Source organism: Amycolatopsis sp. cg5, assembly GCF_041346955.1.
Classification (GTDB): Bacteria; Actinomycetota; Actinomycetes; order Mycobacteriales; family Pseudonocardiaceae; genus Amycolatopsis.
In genome coordinates this window covers 2,173,284-2,192,601 of record NZ_CP166849.1, presented here as the reverse complement: position 1 = coordinate 2,192,601, position 19,318 = coordinate 2,173,284, and the positions used below count along the sequence as shown (strand labels likewise).

Annotated in this window: 22 protein-coding genes; 15 read left to right on the top strand and 7 right to left on the bottom strand. The window is 67.0% G+C overall.

Annotated features, from left to right (window positions below; genetic code table 11):
- Positions 1–80: 80 nt before the first annotated feature.
- The 4 genes from AB5J62_RS10000 to AB5J62_RS09985 are packed head-to-tail and all read left to right on the top strand — an operon-like array spanning position 81 to position 4,813.
- Positions 81–1,625, top strand: coding sequence for an NCS1 family nucleobase:cation symporter-1 (locus AB5J62_RS10000; RefSeq protein WP_370947902.1), 1,545 nt, complete (start codon positions 81–83; stop codon positions 1,623–1,625).
- Positions 1,576–2,418: a nitrilase-related carbon-nitrogen hydrolase gene (locus AB5J62_RS09995; protein ID WP_370947901.1), complete on the top strand. Its 843-nt coding sequence runs from the start codon at positions 1,576–1,578 to the stop codon at positions 2,416–2,418. The genes AB5J62_RS10000 and AB5J62_RS09995 overlap by 50 nt, the downstream gene beginning before the upstream one ends.
- 3 nt (positions 2,419–2,421) lie before the next feature.
- Positions 2,422–3,807: a dihydropyrimidinase gene (gene hydA / locus AB5J62_RS09990; protein WP_370947900.1), complete on the top strand. Its 1,386-nt coding sequence runs from the start codon at positions 2,422–2,424 to the stop codon at positions 3,805–3,807.
- 10 nt (positions 3,808–3,817) lie between these two features.
- Positions 3,818–4,813, top strand: a complete 996-nt coding sequence (locus AB5J62_RS09985) for a TIGR03842 family LLM class F420-dependent oxidoreductase (protein WP_370947899.1) — start codon at positions 3,818–3,820, stop codon at positions 4,811–4,813.
- A 60-nt stretch (positions 4,814–4,873) separates the two neighbouring features.
- Here AB5J62_RS09985 and AB5J62_RS09980 read toward each other — a convergent pair whose 3' ends face one another.
- The 3 genes from AB5J62_RS09980 to AB5J62_RS09970 form a co-directional block, all read right to left on the bottom strand.
- Positions 4,874–6,103, bottom strand: coding sequence for a serine hydrolase domain-containing protein (locus tag AB5J62_RS09980; RefSeq protein ID WP_370947898.1), 1,230 nt, complete (start codon positions 6,101–6,103; stop codon positions 4,874–4,876).
- Between the two features lie 10 nt (positions 6,104–6,113).
- Positions 6,114–6,920 carry a siderophore-interacting protein gene (locus tag AB5J62_RS09975; protein WP_370947897.1) on the bottom strand — a complete coding sequence of 269 codons (807 nt, stop codon included), beginning with the start codon at positions 6,918–6,920 and terminating at the stop codon, positions 6,114–6,116.
- A 208-nt stretch (positions 6,921–7,128) separates the two neighbouring features.
- The gene (locus AB5J62_RS09970) at positions 7,129–7,530 is read right to left on the bottom strand and encodes an SgcJ/EcaC family oxidoreductase (RefSeq protein WP_370947896.1); all 402 of its coding nucleotides are present in this window, start codon (positions 7,528–7,530) and stop codon (positions 7,129–7,131) included.
- Positions 7,531–7,644: 114 nt separating this feature from the next.
- Between AB5J62_RS09970 and AB5J62_RS09965 the strand changes: the two genes are divergently transcribed.
- Positions 7,645–8,352, top strand: a complete 708-nt coding sequence (locus tag AB5J62_RS09965) for a TetR/AcrR family transcriptional regulator (protein ID WP_370947895.1) — start codon at positions 7,645–7,647, stop codon at positions 8,350–8,352.
- Here the strand turns inward: AB5J62_RS09965 and hemW are convergent.
- Positions 8,314–9,528, bottom strand: coding sequence for a radical SAM family heme chaperone HemW (gene hemW, locus AB5J62_RS09960; protein WP_370947894.1), 1,215 nt, complete (start codon positions 9,526–9,528; stop codon positions 8,314–8,316). The genes AB5J62_RS09965 and hemW overlap by 39 nt on opposite strands.
- Before the next feature lie 83 nt (positions 9,529–9,611).
- On the opposite strand from hemW, the gene AB5J62_RS09955 reads away from it, so the two are divergent.
- Positions 9,612–10,214 (top strand): Uma2 family endonuclease, encoded by a 603-nt coding sequence (locus AB5J62_RS09955; RefSeq protein ID WP_370947893.1) that lies wholly within the window; start codon positions 9,612–9,614, stop codon positions 10,212–10,214.
- Between the two features lie 49 nt (positions 10,215–10,263).
- Here AB5J62_RS09955 and AB5J62_RS09950 read toward each other — a convergent pair whose 3' ends face one another.
- Both AB5J62_RS09950 and AB5J62_RS09945 read right to left on the bottom strand, forming a co-directional pair.
- Positions 10,264–10,620, bottom strand: coding sequence for a hypothetical protein (locus tag AB5J62_RS09950; RefSeq protein ID WP_370947892.1), 357 nt, complete (start codon positions 10,618–10,620; stop codon positions 10,264–10,266).
- Between the two features lie 75 nt (positions 10,621–10,695).
- Positions 10,696–11,115: a VOC family protein gene (locus AB5J62_RS09945; RefSeq protein WP_370947891.1), complete on the bottom strand. Its 420-nt coding sequence runs from the start codon at positions 11,113–11,115 to the stop codon at positions 10,696–10,698.
- Positions 11,116–11,202: 87 nt separating this feature from the next.
- On the opposite strand from AB5J62_RS09945, the gene AB5J62_RS09940 reads away from it, so the two are divergent.
- Entirely contained in the window at positions 11,203–11,757 is a 555-nt protein-coding gene (locus AB5J62_RS09940; protein ID WP_370947889.1) for a TetR/AcrR family transcriptional regulator, read from the top strand.
- Here AB5J62_RS09940 and AB5J62_RS09935 read toward each other — a convergent pair.
- A complete protein-coding gene (locus AB5J62_RS09935) occupies positions 11,754–12,554 on the bottom strand; it encodes an alpha/beta fold hydrolase (RefSeq protein ID WP_370947887.1) in 801 nt (266 codons plus the stop codon). The two genes, AB5J62_RS09940 and AB5J62_RS09935, sit on opposite strands and share 4 nt — an antisense overlap.
- 248 nt (positions 12,555–12,802) lie before the next feature.
- Here AB5J62_RS09935 and AB5J62_RS09930 point away from each other — a divergent pair, with 248 nt between their 5' ends.
- From AB5J62_RS09930 to AB5J62_RS09895, 8 genes are all read left to right on the top strand, one after another.
- Entirely contained in the window at positions 12,803–12,937 is a 135-nt protein-coding gene (locus AB5J62_RS09930) for a putative leader peptide (RefSeq protein WP_370947886.1), read from the top strand.
- Positions 12,938–13,023: 86 nt separating this feature from the next.
- On the top strand, positions 13,024–14,706 hold the full coding sequence (locus tag AB5J62_RS09925; RefSeq protein ID WP_370947885.1) for a nitrite/sulfite reductase: 1,683 nt from the start codon (positions 13,024–13,026) through the stop codon (positions 14,704–14,706).
- Positions 14,703–14,852, top strand: coding sequence for an Insertion element protein (locus AB5J62_RS09920; RefSeq protein WP_091291592.1), 150 nt, complete (start codon positions 14,703–14,705; stop codon positions 14,850–14,852). Before AB5J62_RS09925 ends, AB5J62_RS09920 begins: the two co-directional genes overlap by 4 nt.
- Entirely contained in the window at positions 14,849–15,544 is a 696-nt protein-coding gene (locus tag AB5J62_RS09915) for a phosphoadenylyl-sulfate reductase (RefSeq protein ID WP_370947883.1), read from the top strand. Before AB5J62_RS09920 ends, AB5J62_RS09915 begins: the two co-directional genes overlap by 4 nt.
- A gap of 11 nt (positions 15,545–15,555) precedes the next feature.
- Positions 15,556–16,476 carry a sulfate adenylyltransferase subunit CysD gene (gene cysD / locus AB5J62_RS09910; RefSeq protein ID WP_370947881.1) on the top strand — a complete coding sequence of 307 codons (921 nt, stop codon included), beginning with the start codon at positions 15,556–15,558 and terminating at the stop codon, positions 16,474–16,476.
- The gene (locus AB5J62_RS09905) at positions 16,476–17,738 is read left to right on the top strand and encodes a sulfate adenylyltransferase subunit 1 (protein ID WP_370947879.1); all 1,263 of its coding nucleotides are present in this window, start codon (positions 16,476–16,478) and stop codon (positions 17,736–17,738) included. Before cysD ends, AB5J62_RS09905 begins: the two co-directional genes overlap by 1 nt.
- The gene (locus tag AB5J62_RS09900; RefSeq protein WP_370947877.1) at positions 17,735–18,454 is read left to right on the top strand and encodes a sirohydrochlorin chelatase; all 720 of its coding nucleotides are present in this window, start codon (positions 17,735–17,737) and stop codon (positions 18,452–18,454) included. The genes AB5J62_RS09905 and AB5J62_RS09900 overlap by 4 nt, the downstream gene beginning before the upstream one ends.
- Positions 18,455–18,635: 181 nt before the next feature.
- Entirely contained in the window at positions 18,636–19,262 is a 627-nt protein-coding gene (locus AB5J62_RS09895) for a cyclase (protein ID WP_370947876.1), read from the top strand.
- Positions 19,263–19,318: the final 56 nt, after the last annotated feature.

The window sequence follows — 19,318 nt, the reverse complement described above, 5'->3', positions numbered from 1 at the left end:
CGACAGTGTGCGCGCGGCCACAGCCAACGATGAACACTCTGCCAGTGCCATCTGCCCGCCGGGCGGCACAGGATGCCGCAATGGAGCCGACGACACGCGCGCACGGCGACGGCCGGGTCGAACTCACCGACGTCACGTCTCTGGAGGGCAGCCGGTTCTTCAACAGTGAACTGGCGCCGGTCCCGGTCGAAAAGCGGACCTGGACCACTTACAACTATTTCGCGCTCTGGATGGGGATGGCGCACAACATCCCCAGTTACGCGCTGGCCGCGTCGCTGATCGCACTCGGGATGAACTGGGTGCAGGCGTTGCTGACGATCACCATCGGCAACCTGATCGTGCTCGCGCCGATGCTGCTCAACAGCCACGCGGGCACCAAGTACGGCATCCCGTTCCCGGTGTTCGCGCGTGCCTTCTACGGTATGCGCGGCGCGAACCTCGCGGCGTTGCTGCGGGCGTTCATCGCGTGTGGCTGGTTCGGGATCCAGACGTGGGTCGGCGGTGAGGCGCTCTACATCATCGTCGGGCGGCTGGCCGGCTCCGGGTGGAAGGACTCCGCGGTCATCGCGGGGCAGCACTGGACACTGTGGCTCTCGTTCGGCATCTTCTGGTTGATCCAGATGCTGATCATCTGGCGTGGCATGGAAGCCATCCGCCGGTTCGAGAACTGGACCGCGCCGCTGGTGTCCGTCGGCTTCCTGATCATGCTCGGCTACGTGCTCATCCAGGCGGGCGGCTTCGGACCGATCCTGTCCGAGCCGGGAAAACTGGGCTGGGGACCGGATTTCTGGAAGGTGTTCGCGCCGACGCTGATGGCGATGATCGCGTTCTGGTCGACGCTCTCGCTCAACATGCCGGACTTCACCCGCTTCGGCGGCAGCCAGGGCAAGCAGGTCAAAGGCCAGATCCTCGGCCTGCCGACCACGATGACGTTCATCGCGATCGTGGCGATCCTGACCACCTCGGGCGGCAGTGTCCTTTATGGCGAGCAGATCTGGGACCCGGCGAAGCTGGCGGACAAGTTCGGCAGCCCGCTGGTCGTCGTGGTCGCGCTGATCGCGCTGGTGCTCGCGACCATCTCGGCGAACCTGGCCGCGAACGTGGTCAGCCCGTCGTACGACTTCTCGAACGCCTTCCCGCGCAAGATCACCTTCGCGGTCGGCGGGCTGATCACCGGGGTGATCGGCGTCCTGATCCAGCCGTGGCGGCTGTACTCGGACCCGAACATCTACATCTTCGCGTGGCTCGGTTTCTACGGTGGACTGCTCGGCGCCGTCGCCGGCGTGCTGGTCGCCGGGTACTGGGTGGTCAGCCGCACCGAGCTGAAGCTGCGTGACCTCTACACCGAAGGCGGCGCGTACTGGTTCAGCGGCGGCTGGAACTGGCGCGCGCTGGTCGCGACCCTGGTCGGCGCGGTGCTCGCCGTCGGCGGCGCGTACGGCGGCCCCTTCCCCGCGGACGGGCTGATCCCGTTCCTCAAGCCTCTCTACGACTACAACTGGGTGGTCGGCCTGATCGGCGCGTTCCTGGTCTATCTGGCCTTGGCCTTGCCCGCTACCAACAAGGAGGAAATCAGTGAGCGACGTAGTGCGCGCCGGGTTGATCCAGCAGCGGTGGACGGGTGACAAGGAGTCGATGATCGCCAACGCCGTCGAAGCGATCGGCAAGGCGGCGTCACAGGGCGCGCAGGTCGTCTGTCTCCAGGAATTGTTCTACGGCCCGTATTTCTGCCAGGTGCAGGACACGGACTACTACTCCTACACCGAGCAGATCCCGGACGGCCCGACGACCAAGCTCATGCAGGAGGTCGCCAAGCGGCACGGGGTCGTGCTCGTGGTGCCGATGTACGAGGTCGAGCAGCCGGGGGTGTACTACAACACCGCCGCGGTGATCGACGCCGACGGCACCTACCTCGGCAAGCACCGAAAGAACCACATCCCGCAGGTCAAGGGCTTCTGGGAGAAGTTCTACTTCCGTCCCGGCAACATGGGCTACCCGGTGTTCGACACCGCGGTCGGGCGCATCGGCGTCTACATCTGCTACGAGCGCCACTTCCCCGAGGGCTGGCGCGCGCTGGGCCTGGCGGGCGCGAAGATCGTGTTCAACCCGTCGGCGACGAGCCGTGGCCTGTCGGAGTACCTGTGGCGCGTCGAGCAGCCAGCCGCCGCGGTCGCGAACGAGTACTTCGTCGGCACGATCAACCGCGTCGGTGTGGAACCGTTGGGCGAAAACGACTTCTACGGCCAGACGTACTTTGTGGACCCGCGCGCGCAGATCGTCGGCGAGGCGGCTTCGGACACCGAGGAGGAGATCGTCGTCCGTGATCTGGACATGGGCCTGCTCGCCGAGGTCCGCGACCAATGGGCCTTCTACCGCGACCGCCGCCCGGACAGCTACGGACCGCTGACGGAGGCCTAAGCCATGACAACGCTGATCAAGGGCGGGCAGGTACTCTCCACCACCGGCGCGTCGCTCGCGGATGTGCTGGTGGACGGGGAAAAGATCGTCGCGGTGGCGGCGCCAGGCGTGTTCACCGACGCCGACGAGGTCATCGACGCGACCGGGAAGTACGTGCTGCCCGGCGGCATCGACGCGCACACCCACATGGAGATGCCGTTCGGCGGCACGCATTCGGTGGACACCTTCGGCACCGGCACCACGGCGGCCGCCTGGGGTGGCACGACCACGATCATCGACTTCGCCGTGCAGGCGAAGGGCACCTCGGTCTTGTCCACTTTGGACAAGTGGCACGAGAAGGCCGACGGGAACTGCGCCATCGACTACGGCTTCCACATGATCATCTCCGACGTCAACGACACGTCGCTCAAGGAGATGGAAGCCTGCATCGACGGCGGCGTCACGAGTTTCAAGATGTTCATGGCCTACCCTGGCGTCTTCTACTCCACCGACGGCGAAATCCTGCTGGCCATGCAGAAGGCCCGTGAGACCGGCTCGACGATCATGATGCACGCCGAGAACGGCATCGCGATCGACCAGCTGGCCGCGCAGGCGTACGCGGCGGGCCGGATCGAGCCGGTGCACCACAGTCTCACCCGCCCGCCGGAGCTGGAGGGCGAGGCGACGTCGCGCGCGATCACGCTGGCCAAGGTCACGGGCTCGCCGCTGTACATCGTGCACTTGTCGGCGTCGCAAGCGCTCGCGGCCGTCGCCGAAGCGCGTAACGACGGCCAGAACGTCTTCGCGGAGACGTGCCCGCAGTATCTCTACCTGTCCATTGAGGACATGAAGAAGCCGAACTTCGAAGGCTCGAAGTACGTCGCGTCGCCGCCGCTGCGGGAGAAGTCGCACCAGACGGATCTGTGGAAAGGCTTGCGCACCAACGATCTTTCGGTGGTGTCGACCGACCACTGCCCGTTCTGCTTCAAGGACCAGAAGGAACTGGGCCGCGGCGACTTCCGCGCGATCCCGAACGGGATGCCCGGCGTCGAGCACCGGATGGACCTGCTGCACCAGGGTGTCGTGGCAGGCGAGATCTCACTCGGCCGCTGGGTCGAGACCTGCTCGACGACACCCGCCCGGATGTTCGGGCTGTACCCGCAAAAGGGTGTCATCGCGCCGGGTTCGGACGCCGACATCGTGATCTACGACCCGGCGGCACGCCAGACCATCTCGGCCGAGACGCACCACATGAACGTGGACTACTCGGCGTACGAAGGCCTGGAGATCACCGGCAAGGTCGAGACCGTGCTCTCGCGCGGGCGGGTCGTGGTGTCGCCGTCGGGCTTCAGCGGCAGCACCACACACGGCAAATTCCTCAGCCGCGGGCTGAACCAGTACCTGAATTAGGGGGAGAGTCGTGGATTTCGGAATCGTGCTGCAGACCGACCCGCCAGCGCGCGAGGTCGTGCGGCTGATGAAGGCCGCGGAGGACCAGGGTTTCCGCTACGGGTGGACGTTCGACTCCTGCGTGCTGTGGCAGGAACCGTTCGTCATCTACTCGCAGATACTGGCGGCGACGTCGTCGATGATCGTCGGCCCGATGGTCACCAGCCCGGCCACCCGTGACTGGTCGGTGATGGCGTCGACCTTCGCCACGCTGAACGACATGTACGGCAACCGGACGATCTGCGGCATCGGCCGCGGCGACTCCGCGCACCGCGTGGTCGGCAAGCCACCGTCCACTTTGGCCACCTTGCGCGAGTGCATGCACACGGTCAAGGAGCTCGCCGAGGGCCGCGAGGTCACGATGAACGACAAGGCCGTCCGCATCCCGTGGATCCGCGACGGCAGGCTCGAGATGTGGATGGCGGGCTACGGGCCCAAGGCGCTGAAGATGGTCGGCGAGCACGCAGACGGCTTCATCCTCCAGTGCGCGGACCCGGCCATCGCCCGCTGGACGATCGGCTCGGTCCGCGAGGCGGCACGGGCGGCGGGGCGCGACCCGCGCGGCATCACCATCTGCCTCGCGGCGCCCGCGTATGTCGGCGAAGACCTGCCGCACCAGCGTGAACAGCTGCGCTGGTTCGGTGGCATGGTCGGCAACCACGTGGCCGACCTGGTCTCGCGGTACGGCGACTCGGGCCCGGTCCCGCACGAGCTGACCGACTACATCCGCGAGCGCCAGGGCTACGACTACGCGCACCACGGCAAGGCCGGCAATCCGTCGACCGACTTCGTCCCCGACGAGATCGTCGACCGTTTCTGCCTGCTCGGCCCGGCGTCCGCGCACGTCGACCGCCTGGAGGAGCTCAAGGAGCTGGGCGTCGACCAGTTCTCGCTCTACCTGATGCACGACGACCGCGAGCAAACGCTTGCGGCGTATGGCGAGCAGGTCGTTTCCAAGCTCGGCTGAGCACCGAGGGTCGTGAGTGGTATGGCCGGTTAGAACCGGCCATACCACTCACGACCCTTTTCAGCCCACCAATGCTTGGTAGACCAGCTGGCGCAGGTGTTGCCGCAGCGGATAGGTGCTCGAAGGCAGCAGCTGCGTGAAGAACATCGCGGTCAGGTCCTCGTCCGGATCGACCCAGAACGCCGTCGAAGCCGCGCCGCCCCACGCGAACTCACCCGCGCTCGCCAGGGTTTTCGCCTTGATCGGGTCTTCCAGCACCGAGAAGCCGAGCCCGAAGCCGTGTCCGTCGAACGGCATCTCCGCGAACAGCGCCCGCCCGTACTCCTCGAGGTCGACGTGGCCAGGCAGATGGTTCGACGCCATCAGCTCGACGGTCCGCGGACCGAGCACGCGGACGCCGTCGAGTTCCCCGCCACGCAACAACATCTGCGTGAAGCGGTGATAGTCGGCCGCCGTCGACACCAGGCCGCCGCCACCGGAGAGACAGTCCGGCCGGGACGTCCCGACCGCGCCGAAAGCGTCATTGCGGATGATCTTCCCGGTGCCCGGCGTCGGCACGTACATCGCGGCGAGGCGGTCCTTGTCGTCGGTCCAGAACCCCGTCTCCGTCATACCGAGCGGGCCGAAGATGGCCGAGGAGAAGAACTCGTCGAGTGGTTTGCCGGACACGACCTCGACCAGACGGCCGAGCACATCGGTGGCCACCGAGTAGTTCCACTCGCTGCCGGGCTGGAAGACCAGCGGGAATTTCGCCCACGCCTGGCTGCACGCGGCGAGGTCGAGCCCTGGCGGGGTGCCCCATTCGTAGCCCTGCGCGCGGTACAGCGCGTCGACCGGGCCCGCGTTGTGGAAGCCGTAGGTGAGGCCGGCGGTGTGCGTGAGCAGATGCCAGATCCGGATCGGCTCGGTCGCGGGTTCGGTGACCGGACGGAGCGAGGAGCCCTTGGTGAACACGCGCGGCTCGGCGAATTCGGGCAGCCACTGCGCAATCGGGTCCGTCAGCTGGAACAGGCCCTGTTCGTAGAGCATCATCGCGGCGACCGAGGTGATCGGCTTGGTCATCGAGAAGATGCGCCACCGGGTGTCGAGTTCGACCGGCAGCCCGGCCTCGACATCGCGATGACCGGAACTGCCGACGTACGCGATTTTGCCTTGCCTGCTGATCACGGCCAGCCAGCCGGGGAGCAAGCCATTGTCGACATATCGGGCGAAATGCGTGTCTATGCGCCCGAGTCGGTCAGCGTCGAAACCTAGGTCGGCCGGGTCGGAATCCACCTTGAGTTCGGTCACGACGCCGACACTACGCGTTCTTTTCGGCCGCTTTCTGGATCCGCCACTCCTCGTCGGTGGCCCCGCGCCGCCAGTAGCCGGAGATCGACAGCAGATCCTTGCGCATGCCCCGCTCGCCGAGCAGGTACTTCCGCAGCTCGCGGACGAACCCGGCCTCGCCATGCACGAAGGCCTGCAGCAGGCCTTCCGGGAACTCCAGGTCGCGCACGGCCTTCTCGAGGTCGTCGCCGGAGGACCGGTGCAGCCAGACGATCCGCGAGTCGACCGCGCGCGTGCTCAGCGGCAGCTGCTCGGTTTCGTCCTGAACCAGGACGAACGCCCGCACGACCATCGCGGGAGACATGGCCTCCAACGTCGCGCTGATCGCGGGCAACGCGCTCTCGTCGCCTGCCAGCAGGTGCCAGTCCGCCTCTTCGCCTGGCGAGTAGGCGCCACCGGGACCGGAGATCAGCAGGTCGTCGCCGGGCCGCGCGCGCATGGCCCATGGGCCTGCCAGGCCCTCGTCGCCGTGCACGACGAAGTCAAGGGTGAGCTCCCCCTTGGCCTCGTCGTAGCTGCGTACGGTGTACGAACGCATCCGCGGCCAGTGCTCACGCGGCATGGTCGCCTTGATGACCTGCGTGTCGAAGGGCTCGGGGTAGGTCACGCCCGGCACGGGCAGCAACACCTTGACGTAGGCGTCGGTGCAGCCGTTCGGCATGAAACCGTCGATCTCGGGCCCGCCTGCGACGATCCGGATCATGTGGGGGGTGAGCCGTTCGACACGCAGCACGGCCAGCCGCAGACACGGACGCGTCGCGCGTTGGGTGACTACCATCGCTCACTCCTTTCCTCTGGTGCTCTGAGCTAAGGCTAGCCTAAGTCATCGAGCAGCGCAGTGAACCCCGCCACAACTTTCGCAGGCGGCCCGCAAAAAGGCGATTCACAAGAGGCGAACGCATCCGGCCCCGAACACACCGGGTATGACCACCGCACTCATCGAGTGACCGTCCACAGTGTACTCCTCGCACGTGCGGACGTCGGCCTCATCGGGCGACGGCCGGATCGCTGACACGGGTGTTCTGGAACGACGCGACCCGCCACTCGCCACCGTTGCGCACCAGCACATAGCCGACGGTCGAGGCACGGAATTCCGCTCCTTCGAGCGAAGATCCGCCGCCCGCGACGACGATCGCGACGTCCGGCCGGACGAACCGGACCTTGACCTCGCCCGCCCCGCCGACGCCGATCTTCGACCCCTTCAGCGGCCCTTCGAACAGCGCGCGGTGGTTGGCCTCGATGGCCTGACGACCCGGCATATTCATCCCAAAGAATGTCACGTAGTCGGCGTCTTCGGTGAACAAGCGGCCGTACGCGGCCGCATCCCCTTCATTCCACGCCTCCGCGAGCGCGGCGAGCACCTCAAGGACTGCTTTCTCCTCGGACATGAGACTCCCTTTCGATCTGACGAACACCGTTCGTTCAACGAACACCGTTCTACTTGCGAACAGTGTTCGTGTCAAGTGACATGTTCGCTAGAGTTACCGCCAGGAGGTGGCCGAGTGGCTGTACCGAACTCGCCGTGGCACCGGGAACCGCCGCGGCGCGCGTCGAAACCCCAGCTTTCGCGCGAGCTGATCGTCAAGACCGCGCTGGAGATACTCGCCGCCGAAGGCATCGACGCGGTCAGCATGCGTCGCGTCGCGCAGGCACTCGAAACGGGACCGGCCTCGCTGTACGCCCACGTGTCCAATAAGGACGAACTCGACGAGCTGATGTTCGACCGGATACTCGGCGACGCCCCGATCCCGGCACCCGACCCGAGCCGCTGGGCCGAGCAGATCAAGGAGCTGCTGCGCGCCCAGCTGGCGGCGATGCTCAGCCATCCCGGCATCGCGAAGGTCGCCTGGAACACCATGGTGCCCATCGGCCCGAACGCGCTGCGCCACGGCGAAGCGATGATCGCACTGCTACGCGCAGGCGGCCTCCCGCCGCGTCAGGCGATGTTCGCGGGCGACGCGCTTTCCATGTACACCAAGGCGTTCGCCTACGAAGGCAGCGTCTGGATGTCCGGCGACGTCGATCAGCAAGAGCTCGCGCAGCGCAGCGAGTACCTGAAGTCGTTGCCTGCCAACGAGTTCCCCAACCTGCTGCAGATGAGCGGCCTGTTCAGCGGCGAGACGGCCGGTGAGCGCTTCGAATACGCGCTCGACATGTTCCTGGCCGGGATCTCAGGCGGCAAGGCGGCGCACGACACCGTCGGCGAGTAGCCGTCCCCGATCGGTCAGCACGGCCCGTCCAGCGTCCAAAGCGGACACATCGAGCAAGCCCTCCGTAGCCGCTTTTCGGGCTTCAGCTAGCCCGTCGGCGTCGAGCGCGTCGAGCGAAAGCCCTTCCGCCAGCCGGAGTTCGAGCATGATCCGCTCCAGGTGCCGGTCCGCCTCGGTCAGCACCTCACGCCCGCCCGCGGGCGACGCACCGTCGGCCAGCAGCGACGCGTACCGCGCCGGATGCTTGACGTTCCACCATCGCACCCCGCCGACATGACTGTGCGCGCCAGGCCCGGCGCCCCACCAGTCGCCACCCCGCCAGTAGCCGAGGTTGTGCCGGCACCGCGCGGCATCGGACGAGGCCCAATTCGACACCTCGTACCAGCGCAAACCCGCCTTGATGAGCATCTCGTCGATCAGCTCGTAGTCGGCGGCCAGCACATCGTCGTCCGGCGCGGGCAGCTCGCCGCGCTTGACCTTCCTGGCCAGCGCGGTCCCTTCCTCGACGATCAGCGCGTACGCCGAGACATGGTCGACCCCGGCGGCGAGCACGGCGTCGAGCGAGGCTTGCAGATCCTCGACCCGCTCCCCCGGCGTCCCATAGATGACATCGAGGTTGACGTGCTCGAAGCCAGCCTCGCGCGCCTCTTTCGCGGCCGCGACCGGACGACCGGGCGTGTGGGTGCGGTCGAGGATCTTGAGCACGTGCTGAGCCGCCGACTGCATGCCGAGCGAGATCCGGTTGAACCCGGCCGCGCGGATCCCGTCGAAGAACGCGGGCGACGTCGACTCCGGGTTGGACTCGGTGGTCACCTCGGCATCCTTCACCAGCCCGAACGCCCCCCGCACCGCGTCGAGCACACTCCCGAGCCCGTCGGCCCCGAGCAGCGACGGCGTCCCACCGCCGACGAAAACGGTGTCGACTTCGGGCGCCTTCTTGAGCACCATCGCGGCGAGGTCGAGTTCGCGCTTCAGCCCGTCCAGCCACGATTCGGGCGACGCGGCCGACCCGAGTTCACCGGCCGTGTAGGTGTTGAAGTCGCAGTACCCGCAGCGCGTGGCGCAGAACGGCACGTGGACGTAGACCCCGAACGGGCGCTCGCCGACCCCTTCGAGCGCGCTGGCGGGAAGGTCGGCTTCGACGGTGGTGGTGAGATCGAGAGGCAGTGCGGGCACACCCCAGTCTCCCCCAGCGAACTGAGGAGCCCTGACGAGGGCGGTCATGAGATACTTGGTCGGAGTCGAATCGGAGGTGAGCCGTGTCCGCAGCTTTGTCTATGCCAAACCCGATGCAACACCCGATGATCGGCCCTTACACGGTTGAGGAATGGCTGGCGGTGGACCCTCCGGTGGATGGGTCGTGCCTCGAATTGATCTTTGGATACCTCCACGTGACTCCCGCACCATCAGGCAAGCACCAGTATGCGGCTTCTCGGCTGATCCGGCCGCTGGAGGACGCGATTGCTGCTGCCAACCGAACAGATCTGTATGTGGTGGCCGCCGTAAACGTACAGATCAGCACAGCTTGGCGAACTGCGTTGATTCCTGATGTCGTCATACTGAACACCAGGCCGGATGCGGTGAGTTTCCCTGCGGACGCATTGGCTTTGGCAGTCGAAATCTGGTCGCCTGGCAACCCGCGCGCTGAACGCGACACCAAGATGGCGGCTTATGCCGACGCTGGAGTGCCGTTCCTCTGGACGCTGGACCAAGGAAATCAGCTTCGCGACCTCACGCTGACTGCCTACCGGCTCGAAAACGACCATTACGTCGAAGAGAGCACGATCCAGGCAGGCACGCCGACCGGGATAGAGGCAAGCCCTATCCCGGTCACCTTGGATCTGAACAAGCTGCTCGCCTAGCAACTGTTCGGGCGGGACGGCCTCCATGCCACCCCGCCCGAACAGTGAGCTACGGCCTGGCCGCGATCGCGACGTCGATCGAGTTCGTCCGCACGCCGTTGTCGAAGGTCACCCAGACGGCCGTGCTCATGCTCAGCGAGAAGTCGTCGACGCGGTACTGCAGGTACCACTCGCCGCGCCCGTTCGACTCGATGTCCTTGCTCAGCGGCATGTCCACGACCAGCCGCCAGGCCAGGTGCGCCTTCGCCTTCGCCGGGCAGCCGGTGGCGCGGAACTCGTAGACCTCGCCCTTGTACAGCACCCCGTTGGCGGTGGGTTTCGCCAGCGTGCAGATCGGGGCGGCCGAGGCCACACCCGGCACCAGCATCGAAGCGAGCACCGCCGCGGCGACGAGCATCCTGCGCATTCCGTCCTCCGTCCATTGTGGATCGGGGTCCGAAACTAGCCGGGAAACGATCTTGCCGCGGCGAAACTCACCCGATCAGGCAAACCCGTTCGCGGCCAGCCAGTCCGGCGACGGCGGGATCAGCTCGATGATGTCGAGGAGCAAGCCGTTGCAGTCGAGCGCGTAAAAGTGCCGCTGACCGTAGTCCTCGTCCTTGAGCTCCTGGACGATCTTCACTCCCTCTTCTTTCAGCCGCGCCTGCTCGGCGGCGGCGTCTTCGACCATGAAGCCGAACATCAGCCCGGCCGGGTCCTGCGTGCGGAAGCCGTCGGGCACCGAGTCGTGCCCGCGCTTCACGAAGCTCAGCTCGAACTGCTCCGGCCCGAGGTTGAAGCTGACGAACCAGTCGAGCTCGATGGTCACCTTGAGGCCGAGATGACGCTGGTACCACTGGCTGGTCACGGCGATGTCGTCCACCAGCGCGCCTGGCCCGAAACCCTTGATCTGCACAACCATCTCCCTTAACCACTCTGGTTGTAGCACTTTAACCATAGTGGTTTGGTGAGCGCAAGCTATAGAACGTTCGTTCTCTACACTGGAGTCATGACCGAGACACTCAGCCCCCGCGACCGCCTGCTCGAGACGGCGTCCCGCCTCTTCTACAGCGAGGGCATCCACACCGTGGGCGTCGACAAACTGGTCACGGCCGCCGGCGTCACGCGCGCCACGTTCTACCGCCACTTCCCCACCAAGGAAGACCTCGTCGTCGCCTACCTGCGCGGCCAGCACGCTCAGATCCGCGGCGGCGTCGAAACCGCGGCACGCACCGAGCCGACAGCGGACGCCGCGGTCGCGGTGCTCGACTTCGTCGGCGACTCCACCTGCGGCACCGGTTTCCGCGGCTGCCCGTTCATCAACGCCGCCGCCGAGTACTCCGACCCCGAGAACCCCGTCCGGGTCGTGGTCGCCGAGCACCGGGCCTGGTTCCACGACGCACTGCTCGACCTGGTCGCCAAAGCCGGTCACCCCGACCCCGAATACGCCGCAGCCGCCCTGGTGCTACTCCGTGACGGAGCGCTCCAGGGCGGCGAACTCGACGATCCCGAGCAGGTCAAGGCGACTTTGCGCAGGGCCAGCCGTCAGGTGCTGGCGTCTTAACGAACGCTCTTGGCCGCGTCCAAGACGATGTCGGCGACGGCGTCCGGCCGCGAGACCGAGACGGCGTGCGAGGCCTTGACCTCAACGGTCTTGGCGTGCGCCCGCTGCGCCATGAAACGCTCAGCCGAAGCCGGGATCGCGTTGTCCTGCGACGCGACCAGCGCCCACGACGGGATCGTGTGCCACGCACCGGCGCCCTCGAACTTCGCACCCAGCGCGGAAGCGTCGATCGGGCGCTGCGACGCGGCCATCACCGCGGCCTGCGCGGCGGGAACGTCGGCGGCGAAGACGTCACGGAACGCGGACGGCTTGATGTAGAGGTCGGTCCCGCCCGGGTAGGCGACGGCGTTGGTGGTGTCCGGCCCGAGCTTGGCCCCCTTGGAGAGCTCGCCCGCGCTCTCGCCGGCGTCCGGGATGAAGGCCGCGATGTAGACGAGCGCCTTCACATCCGGGTCGTCCTGCGCGGCCTTGGAGATCAGCACGCCGCCGTACGAGTGCCCGACCAGCACGATCGGCCCGTCGATGCTCTGCAGCACGCTCTTGATGTACGCCGCGTCCGACGCGACCCCGCGCAGCGGATTGGCGGGCGCGACCACCTGGTACCCACGCCGTTGCAGCTTCTTGGTGACATCCGTCCAGCTGGAAGCGTCCGCGAACGCGCCGTGCACCAGCACGACGGTCGGCTTCACCTTGTGGCTCGCCTCGTCCGCCGAAGCCGCGCTCCCCGAAACCGCGAACGTCCCGACGAGAGCGGTGACAGCGGCGATACCGGCCAGTGCGCGCTTGAGGTTCTTCATGAGATCCAGCCTCTCGGTTCGAAGTAGAAAGAACGTTCGTTCTTGTTGATGAACAAGCTAGCCCGTGGATCGCACGCCTGTCAACGGGTGTGACCGCGACAACATCGGGGGTCGTGAGTGATGCGGCCGGTTAGAACCGGCGATACCACTCACGACCCCAGCCGAGCCGAGCAAGAACCCGGCTGCGATCCCCGCCACACTTGACACACGACCAAGCCCCTGACCAGGCAAAACGGGGGGATCTCAGCATGCGGTCGCCGCTAGACCACATTGTGGGCACATGGCACGCTGCAAGGGTGACTCGCGCCGGAATCCGCCTCGTGGCTCGTCGCCACGTCGATCTCCGGCGCGTGGCGAGCGCACTCTGTGCCGCCGACCGCTGACTCCCTGCCACCACCGCATCACCAGAAGACGGACCAGGCGGCGGCCGCCAGTGCGGTCGTGCCTCGAACAAGCCCGGAGGACACTCATGGCGACCCCGACCGGCCGCGCTCCGCGTGTCAAGCAGAAGCGGGGCGAAGGCCAGTGGGCTTTGGGCTACCGCGAGCCGCTCAACCCGAACGAGCGCTCCAAGAAGGACGACAACCCGCTGAACGTGCGGGCCCGCATCGAGAACATCTACGCGCGCGGGGGCTTCGACTCGATCGACCCCGGTGACCTGCGGGGACGGTTCCGCTGGTTCGGGCTCTACACCCAGCGCAAGCCCGGCATCGACGGCGGCCGGACCGCCTCGCTGGAGCCCGAAGAGCTGGACGACCGGTACTTCATGCTCCGGGTCCGCGTCGACGGCGGCGCGCTGACCACCGAGCAGCTCGCGGTGCTGGGTGAGATCTCGCAGACGCACGCGCGCGACACCGCGGACATCACCGACCGGCAGAACATCCAGTACCACTGGATCCAGATCGAGGACGTGCCGACGATCTGGCAGAAGCTCGAAGACGCGGGCATGACCACGATGGAGGCGTGCGGCGACAGCCCGCGGGTCATCCTCGGCTCGCCCGTCGCGGGGATCGCGGCCGACGAGATCATCGACGGCACGCCCGCCATCGACGAGATCAAGCGCCGGTTCATCGGCGACCCGCGGTACTCCAACCTGCCGCGCAAGTTCAAGACTGCGGTCTCCGGCCAAGCCGACATCGCGCACGAGATCAACGACATCGCCTTCGTCGGCGTGGTGCACCCCGAACACGGCCCCGGTTTCGACCTCTGGGTCGGCGGTGGGCTGTCGACCAACCCGATGCTCGCGCAGCGGCTCGGCGCGTGGGTGCCGCTCGACGAGGTGCCGGACGTCTGGGAAGGCGTCATCAGCGTGTTCCGCGACTACGGTTACCGCAGGCTGCGGGCCCGTGCGCGGATCAAGTTCCTCGTCAAGGACTGGGGCGCGGAGAAGTTCCGCCAGGTGCTGGAAGACGAGTACCTCAAGCGCAAGCTGATCGACGGGCCCGCGCCCGAGGTGCCCGCCGCGACACTCGACCACGTCGGCGTGCACAAGCAGATCGACGGCAAGTTCTACGTCGGCGCCGCGCCGATCGCCGGCCGGGTCAACGGTGCGACGCTGATCGCCGTCGCCAAGGCGGCCGAGCGCGCGGGCTCGAACCGGGTTCGCCTTACCCCGCACCAGAAACTGGTCGTACTCGACGTTCCCGAGGCCGAGGTCGGCACGCTCACCGCGGAACTCGCCGAGCTGGGACTGCAGGCCGAACCGTCGCCGTGGCGGCGCGGGATCATGGCCTGCACCGGGCTGGAGTTCTGCAAGCTCGCGATCGTCGAAACCAAGGCGCGGGCGCACAAACTGGTGGGAGAGCTGGAAAAGCGGCTCGCCGACATCCAGTCCGAATTGGACAACCCGGTCACCGTGCACCTCAACGGCTGCCCGAACTCCTGCGCCAGGGTGCAGACGGCGGACATCGGGCTCAAGGGCCAGATCGTCACCGACGACGACGGCAACCAGGTCGAAGGCTTCCAGGTGCACCTCGGCGGCGGGCTCGGGCTCGACGCCGGTTTCGGCCGGAAACTGCGTGGCCACAAGGTGACCAGCGCGCACGTGACCGAATACGTCGAGCGTCTCGTGCGCGCCTACCTCGCCGGACGCGAGCCCGGCGAGCGGTTCGCCCAGTGGGTCACGCGTGCCGACGAGAGCGTGTTGCAGTGACCGAACGCGCGACTCCTTTCTACTGCCCATATTGCGGCGATGAGGATCTAAGGCCGGAAGAAAACGGCGGCTGGCTTTGTTCGGCCTGTCGACGGGTCTTCTCGGTCAAGTTCATCGGCCTGTCCCTACCGGAGGCGAGTAGATGACCACCACAGCCGATTACAAAACCTTGGCAGAGCGGGCTTCCGCGGAACTCGCGAACGCCACCGCCGAAGAAGCCTTGCGCTGGACCGCCGAAACGTTCGGTGACGACTTCATCGTGGCGTCCAACATGCAGGACGCCGTGCTGGTCGACCTGGCCACCAAGGTGAAGTCCGATGTGGACGTCCTGTTCCTCGAGACCGGCTACCACTTCGCGGAGACCATCGGCACCCGCGACGCGGTCGCGACGGTGTACCCGGACATCCGCATCGTCAACGCGCAGGCCGAGCAGAGCGTCGCCGAGCAGGACGCCGAGTACGGCCCCAAGCTGCACGAACGCGACGCCGCCCTGTGCTGCAACCTGCGCAAGGTGGTGCCGCTGCGCTCCACACTCGCGAAGTACTCGGCATGGGTGACCGGCGTCCGCCGCGTCGACGCGCCGACCCGCGCGAACACCCCGATCGTCACCTGGGACGACCGCAACGGGCTGGTGAAGATCAACCCGATCGCGCCGTGGACCGACGACGAGTTCAACGACTACATCGCCGAGCACGGGATCCTGCAGAACCCGTTGGTGTCCATCGGATATCTGTCGATCGGCTGCGCGCCGTGCACCGCGAAGGTCGAGCCGGGTCAAGACCCGCGCAGCGGCCGGTGGGCGGGCCAGTCCAAGACCGAGTGCGGTTTGCACGGCTGAGAAGGGGATTCATGACCACGCTCGAACCGGCGACCGATGCGGCGCAGGACAACCTGGCCGCACTGGAATCCGAAGCCATCCACATCTTCCGCGAGGTCGCCGGTGAGTTCGACCGCCCGGTGATCCTGTTCTCCGGCGGCAAGGACTCGACGCTGCTGCTGCACTTGGCGATCAAGGCGTTCTGGCCCGCACCGGTGCCGTTCCCGCTGTTGCATGTGGACACCGGGCACAACTTCGACGAGGTGATCGAGTTCCGGGATCGCGTCGTCGAGAAGCACGGGCTGCGCCTGGTCGTCGCGAAGGTGCAGGACTGGATCGACGACGGCAAGCTGGAAGAGCGTGCGGACGGCCTGCGCAACCCGCTGCAGACCACTCCCCTGCTGGAGACGATCGCCGAGAACAAGTTCGACGCCGTGTTCGGCGGCGGTCGGCGTGACGAGGAGCGCGCGCGGGCGAAGGAGCGGATCTTCAGCCTGCGCAACGCTTTCGGCCAGTGGGAACCGCGCCGTCAGCGTCCGGAGCTGTGGAACCTCTACAACGGACGGCACCGTCCCGGCGAGCAGGTCCGCGTGTTCCCGCTGTCCAACTGGACCGAGGCGGACGTCTGGAACTACATCGCCCGCGAAAAGGTCGAGCTGCCGTCGATCTACTACGCGCACCAGCGCGAGGTGTACCAGCGTGACGGCATGTGGCTGGCCGAAGGTCCTTGGGGCGGCCCGAAACCGCACGAAGAGGTCAAGGAGCTGACCGTCCGCTACCGCACCGTCGGCGACGGCTCGTGCACCGGCGCGATCGAGTCGACGGCCGCGACCGTCGAAGAGGTCATCGCCGAGGTGTCGGCCAGCAGGCTCACCGAGCGCGGCGCGACGCGTGCCGACGACCGCATGTCCGAAGCGGCCATGGAAGACCGCAAGCGAGAGGGCTACTTCTGATGAGCAGCTTGTTGAGGCTGGCCACCGCGGGCAGCGTGGACGACGGAAAGTCCACTCTGGTCGGCCGGCTGCTCTACGACACGAAATCCGTGCTCGCCGACCAGCTCGACGCGGTCACCCGCGCGAGTGTCGACAAAGGACTGTCCACGCCGGACCTTTCACTACTGGTCGACGGCCTGCGCTCGGAGCGCGAGCAGGGCATCACCATCGACGTGGCGTACCGGTACTTCGCCACGCCCAAGCGGAGTTTCGTGCTCGCGGACACGCCTGGCCACGTGCAGTACACGCGCAACACGGTGACCGGGGCGTCCACCGCGCAGCTCGCCGTACTGCTGGTCGACGCGCGCAAGGGCGTCATCGAGCAGACCCGGCGCCACGCGGCCGTGCTGTCGCTGCTCGGCGTGCCGCAGCTGGTGCTCGCGGTCAACAAGATCGACCTGATCGACTACGACGAAGCCACCTTCGCCGTGATCGCCGACGAGTTCCAGTCGCACGCCAAGTCGCTCGGCTACCAGGACGGCACCGTGCTGTCGATCCCGGTTTCGGCGCTGGAAGGCGACAACGTCGCGTCCAAATCAGACCGGACGCCGTGGTACCTCGGGCCGACGCTGCTGGAGCACCTGGAAAACGTGCCGGTGGCGCCGGACCCGCACGACGCGGCGTTCCGGTTCCCGGTGCAGTACGTGATCCGGCCGCGCACGCCCGAGTACCCGGACTACCGGGGCTACGCCGGGCAGATCGCGGCGGGCACGGTCCGCCCCGGTGACGCTGTCGTCGTTCTGCCCCAAGGACTGCACACGACGGTCGAGCGCATCGACACGCCGGACGGCCCGCTCGAAGAGGCGGGTGCCGGCAGCTCGGTGACCATCCTGCTGGCCGACGACTTCGACATCGCACGTGGTGAGCTGATCGCCTCGGCCGAGCGTCAGCCCGCGGTCACCGACGAGATCTCGGCCGCGTTGTGCTGGCTGTCGAGCAAGCCGCTGAAGGCGGGCGCGCAGGTGTGGGTCAAACACGGCGCGAAGACCGTGAAGGCGATCGTCGAGGAGCTCAACGCCCGCTTCGACGAGCAGACACTGTCCACTGTGGGCGATCCGGAGTCGTTGCAGCTCAACGACATCGGTCAGGTCACCCTGCGCCTCGCCGAGGAGCTGCCGGTCGACGACTACAAGCTCAGCCCGCGCACCGGCGCGTTCATCGTGATCGACCCGAAGGACGGCGACACCCTCGCCGCCGGGCTGGTCGGTGAGCGGTTCGCATGACGGTGCCCTTGGTCGCGGTCGCGCACGGAAGCCGGGATTCCAGATCCGCGGCGACCGTGCGAGAGCTCGTCGAGGTCGTGCGCGCGCAGGCGCCCGGCCTCGACGTGCGGGCGTCCTTTCTGGATTTGTCGACACCGCTCGTGACCGACGTGCTCAAGGAGCTTCGCGACGAGGGTCATCGCGAAGTGATCGTGGTTCCGCTGCTCCTGGGCAGCGCCTACCACGCGCGAGTCGATCTTCCCGCTCTCGTCGCGGAAGTCGACGGTCCCGAGTTCACCGTGTCCGTCTCCGACGTACTGGGCATCGACCCGCTGATCGAGGCTGTCGCACTAGACAAACTGTCCGGAACGGACTTGACCGGCGCGGGAATCGTTGTCAGCGCGGTGGGTTCGTCCAACGCGGGCGCGAACTCGGCGGTCGCCGACCTCGCGAGCCGCTGGCAGGCCAAGCTCGGCGTCCCGGTGTCGCCCGCGTTCGCGAGCACCGCCCAGCCGGACGTCCCGGCGGCCATCGCGCAGCTGCGCACGCGGGGCGCGGACCGGATCGTGGTGGCGTCGTGGTTCCTCGCGCCGGGACTGCTGCCCGACCGGATCGCCGCGCTGGCAACGGATGCGACCTTCGTGGCCGAGCCGCTCGGTCCCGATGAACGGGTAGCGCGGGTAGTGTTGCGGCGGTACGAGGCGATGCGCCTCGTCGCGGCCGCCGCCGTCGCCTAACGTGACCGGCACTGCGCCGACAAGTCAGACCCGCTGAGCCAATACGTGAATCTTTTTCCCATTTGAGCTACGCCCCGCTTATGGGAACGGTCAATCCTTGACTGATTACTTAACTTGCCGGTAACTATCTAAACGCCGCGCGGCTTCTCACCATCTCCCCAACTCCCCCTCTGGAGCCTCGATGAAGTCAGCTCTGCGCCGAACCCTGACCGCGGCCGCTCTGGCGGCCATCCCAGCTCTCGCGCTCGCCACCCCGGCTTCCGCGGCCACCGCGGTCAACTTCGACTGCCAGGCCAACGCCCCCATCGTCGGCCCGCAGAAGGCGAACTTCGCCCAGGACGCCACCGTCACCGCCCCCGCGACGGTCGCGCCAGGCGCCAACCTCACCGTCGTCATCGACCCGGCGCCCAACACGCTCCCGACCACGGTCGCGGGCTACAAACTGAAGGAGGTCAAGACGTTCACGCTCAAGTTCCCGATCCCGGCGAACTCGACCTACGTGAACGCCACCCTCTCCGGCGGCTCCGGCCTCGGCAGCACCCCGCCCAAGATCGCCGTCGCCAACGGCGTCGCGACGCTCAGCTTCCCCGGCCCGATCAAGGGCGGCGCCGCCTTCGAGCTGCCGACCGTCACCGCGACCTTGAAGGCGGGTACGTCCGGCACCATCCAGACCAAGATCTCCGGCACCAGCTACACCGACCCCGGCCTGACCTTCACCGCCGTGGTCAGCTCGTTCATCGACATCTCGGCGCCGACCGCGTGCTTCCCCAACCCGAGCCCGGTCTTCACCACCACGACCATCGGCTAGGACACCGGGATAAAGCGGGCTTTACTTCGCGGAGTAAAGCCCGCTTTATCCCCGGG